Raw genomic sequence first — 4,085 nt, forward strand, 5'->3', positions numbered from 1 at the left:
TCATCGCTTCATGCAAACGCCACATTCTGTAGGAGCGAACTTGTTCGCGAGGCGGCGTACCTGACACACCGCACCGCCTTGCTCGCCAGGACGTTGGTCCTATAGAAAAAAACGTTCGCGTGTATGGCACGTTTGTTACAGATCCAACGGGCTGACATACACCAAAGTATGCCCCTGCGCAGACCTACGTATTAGCACGATCTACTCAAGTACAAGTGACCCGATCCAGCGCCGGGAATACTGTTAAGTCATTCCTGTCATACAGGTCCCGCCTTACGAAGTTCAAGGCCGCAGACCCCACCGAACAGGTCCGCCGATACGTTTGCTTGTGAGGATGTCGCCATGTTTGCCCAACTCGATTCCAGATCCGAACTGCACGCCGAGTTCGCCAGCGATGCCCACGGCCTTCACGCTTCGTTGTGCGGTGCCGACCGTCAGCGTTTTCTTGAGCTGCTCAACGAGCACCGCCAGGCCACTCAGCAATTAGCGGGCTTGGCTTCTGAAGTGCGTTGGAGGCTGCGCAAGCTCAACTATCAGGCGATCAAGCATTTGTTCAAACAACTGGATCAGTCTGCCCAACAGTTCATGATGTTCGTGCAGCAGAAAATCGAGGCTCTGGACGCTGTGCCTCTCAACCAGCCGGTTGAAGTGATGAACAGTGCCCAGGAGGCGCCCGGTTTCCGCGAGTGCTTCAAACAGATTCACCTTCTATCGCAGACCCTGACACTGTTAGTGCAGCGTACCCAGCGCTTCATGGACCGGGCCATCGACATAGGCGATTACGCTACCGCCAATCTGGTGAGCGAAACCCTGTACCGAGCCAACCAGTTGATCTACCAGATCAAGCTGGACATCCCGACCGGCGCGTCCTTCAGCAACGAATGCCGGCAGCCAACGCGTCCAGGCACTTACTTTTCAACCATGGAAGTCTGGGCCCATAGCACGACACTGCAACCGATTCTCGACCAGGCATCAACGCATCGCCACTGAGTTTGCAAGACCACGTGTTCTCCTCCCCTTTAGCGCCTGATTCAGGCGCTTTTTTTTGCCCGATTCCCCGCTCCCTCAGCGCGCCTATACCAGGGTATGAATGGGCTAATGCGGCGCAAGCGGCTACCTTCTCGTGGCGCAAGCGGCACGCAATCATCCCGTGCCGTGCGGCAGTGCCAAAGACGCACAACCGTCCTATAAAAAAGCGCTGCCTTCCAAGAGACTTCAATGTCCACCTGAGGAGCCTGAAACATGAACAAACTGACCACCGTCGCCGGCGCACCTGTCGTCGATAACCAGAACTCGCAGTCAGCGGGCAAACGCGGGCCGCTGCTGTTGCAGGATGTCTGGTTATTGGAGAAGCTGGCGCACTTCGACCGTGAAGTCATCCCGGAGCGTCGCATGCACGCCAAGGGTTCCGGGGCGTTCGGCACGTTCACCGTGACCCACGACATCACTCGCTTCACCAAGGCCAGACTGTTTTCCGAGATCGGCAAAAAGACCGAACTTTTCATTCGTTTTTCCACCGTGGCCGGGGAGCGTGGCGCCGCCGATGCCGAGCGTGATATCCGCGGCTTCGCGCTCAAGTTCTACACCGAGCAAGGCAACTGGGACCTGGTGGGCAACAATACGCCGGTGTTCTTCCTGCGCGACCCGCTGAAGTTCCCTGACCTGAACCATGCGATCAAGCGCGACCCGCGCACCAACATGCGCAGCGCCGACAATAACTGGGATTTCTGGAGTTCGTTGCCCGAGGCACTGCACCAGGTCACCGTGGTGATGAGTGATCGCGGCCTGCCGAGTTCGTATCGCCACATGCATGGTTTCGGCAGCCACACCTTCAGCTTCATCAGCTCGGACAACCAGCGCTACTGGGTCAAGTTCACGATGAAAACCCAACAGGGCATCAAGAATCTGACCGACGAAGAAGCGGCTGCGCTGGTTGCCGGCGACCGTGAAACCCATCAGCGTGATTTGTACGATGCCATTGAGCAGGGTCAGTTTCCGAAGTGGACGATGTTCGTGCAGATCATGCCGGAGGCGGATGCGGGCACTTACCACATCCACCCGTTCGACCTGACCAAGGTCTGGCCCCACGCCGATTACCCGCTGATCGAAGTGGGTGAGTTTGAGCTCAATCGCAACTCGGACAACTATTTCCACGACGTCGAGCAGGCCGCCTTCAACCCGGCCAATGTGGTGCCAGGGATCAGCTTCTCGCCGGACAAAATGCTCCAGGGACGACTGTTTTCCTACGGCGATGCGCAGCGCTATCGTTTGGGTGTGAACCATCACCAGATCCCGGTCAATACGCCGAGATGCCCAGTCAACAGCTATCACCGTGACGGGCAGATGCGGGTGAACAACAATGCAGGCGGAACAATCGGTTATGAGCCCAACAGCAAAGGCGCGTGGGTCGAGCAACCGGACTTCACCGAGCCACCATTGGCCTTGGATGGCGCGGCGCACAACTGGAACTTCCGCGAAGACGATGACGACTACTACTCGCAGCCGCGAGCGTTGTTCCGTCTGATGACGCCTGAGCAGCAGCAGGTGCTGTTCTTCAATACTGCGAGGGCGATTTCCGGCGCCTCGGCATTGGTCAAACAACGCCACATCGACAACTGCACCAAGGCTGATCCTGCCTATGGTGCTGGGGTTGCAGCGGCCATCGAGATGGTTGGCTGACGCAAGGCTTCAGATCATTCCCACGCTGTGCGTGGGAATGCATATCTCAACGTTGCACGTCACCCGGACACAGAACCCGTGGGAGCGGACCTGTCCGCGAAGAGGTCTGCGTGCCCGACATATATCCTTTGCCCGGCACATCGTCTTCGCGGACAGGTCCGCTCCCACAGTCCTCTGTTCGATCTACGGCCAGCGTCGCGCCGTTTTAGCCCTTGATGAAGCCCAGCAAAATCTCGTTGATCTCGTCCGGCTGCACGGTGCACATGCCGTGGGCGCCGCCTTTGACGATGTGCAACGTCGAACCCTGCACCAGTTTGTGGCTTTTCAGTCCAGATGCCGCGATAGGCACGATCTGGTCATCATCGCCATGAAGGATCAGCGTCGGGACATCGATCTTTTTAAGGTCTTCGGTGAAGTCGGTTTCAGAGAACGCCTTGATGCAGTCGTACTCGGCCTTGACGCCACCCAGCATGCCGATTGACCAGAACGAATCGATTGCGCCCTGAGAGACTTTGGCGCCGTCACGGTTGAAGCCAAAGAACGGCATGGCCAGGTCTTTGAAAAACTGCGAACGGTCTGCGGTGACACCGGCGCGAATGCCGTCGAACACTTCCAGGGGCACACCTTCTGGGTTGCTCGCAGATTTGAGCATGATCGGAGGAACGGCCCCGATCAGCACCGCCTTGGCCACCCGAGAGCTGCCATGACGCCCGATGTAACGCGCGACTTCGCCACCGCCGGTGGAGTGACCGATCATGATCACGTCCTTGAGGTCCAGATGCTCGAACAGCTGCGCCAGGTCATCGGCGTAGGTGTCCATGTCATTGCCTTCCCAGGTCTGCCCGGAACGGCCGTGGCCACGGCGGTCATGGGCGATGACGCGATAGCCCTTCTGACCAAGGAATAGCATTTGCGCGTCCCAGGCATCGCCGTCCAGCGGCCAGCCGTGGGAGAACACGATAGGCTGTCCGGTGCCCCAGTCTTTGTAGAAAAACTCGGTGCCGTCTTTCAGGGTCAAGGTAGTCATGGGACGCGATCCTCGTGTCATTGAGCGGATGGATAAAGCGGAAGGATTGAGCCTAGACGCAGATGGGGAAAGCGGCTTGCAGGATTGTGCTTTTTTGAGTCATGCATTGCCCGTGCAAGCCCCTTCGCGGACAGGTCCGCTCCCACATGAAAACGCGATCTCACTCGACAGTGTTGAACGGCGCAAGCCTGTAGGAGCCAACTTGTTGGCGAGGGATTGATGCGGTGTGTCAGGCATAACGCTCGCGAACAAGTTCGCTCCTACAGGGCTTTTGTGCCGGACCATTCGCCGCAAATAAAACCCGTAGGAGCGCGCTTGCCCGCGATGGCGTTGGATCAGTCTACCTATGCGTCACAGACACACAGTCATCGCGGGCAAG

General features: G+C 58.0%; 3 protein-coding genes. 2 read left to right on the forward strand and 1 reads right to left on the reverse strand.

Features of this window, described 5'->3' with window-relative positions; all coding sequences use genetic code 11:
* The first annotated feature begins 342 nt into the window (after positions 1-342).
* Positions 343-990 (forward strand): ferritin-like domain-containing protein, encoded by a 648-nt coding sequence (locus tag ACWKV9_RS27460; protein WP_483839256.1) that lies wholly within the window; start codon positions 343-345, stop codon positions 988-990.
* A gap of 252 nt (positions 991-1,242) precedes the next feature.
* A complete protein-coding gene (locus ACWKV9_RS27465) occupies positions 1,243-2,679 on the forward strand; it encodes a catalase (protein WP_483839257.1) in 1,437 nt (478 codons plus the stop codon).
* Positions 2,680-2,884: 205 nt separating this feature from the next.
* Here ACWKV9_RS27465 and ACWKV9_RS27470 read toward each other — a convergent pair whose 3' ends face one another.
* The gene (locus ACWKV9_RS27470; RefSeq protein ID WP_483839258.1) at positions 2,885-3,706 is read right to left on the reverse strand and encodes an alpha/beta fold hydrolase; all 822 of its coding nucleotides are present in this window, start codon (positions 3,704-3,706) and stop codon (positions 2,885-2,887) included.
* Positions 3,707-4,085 lie beyond the last annotated feature (379 nt).

Source organism: Pseudomonas corni (genome assembly GCF_057128765.1).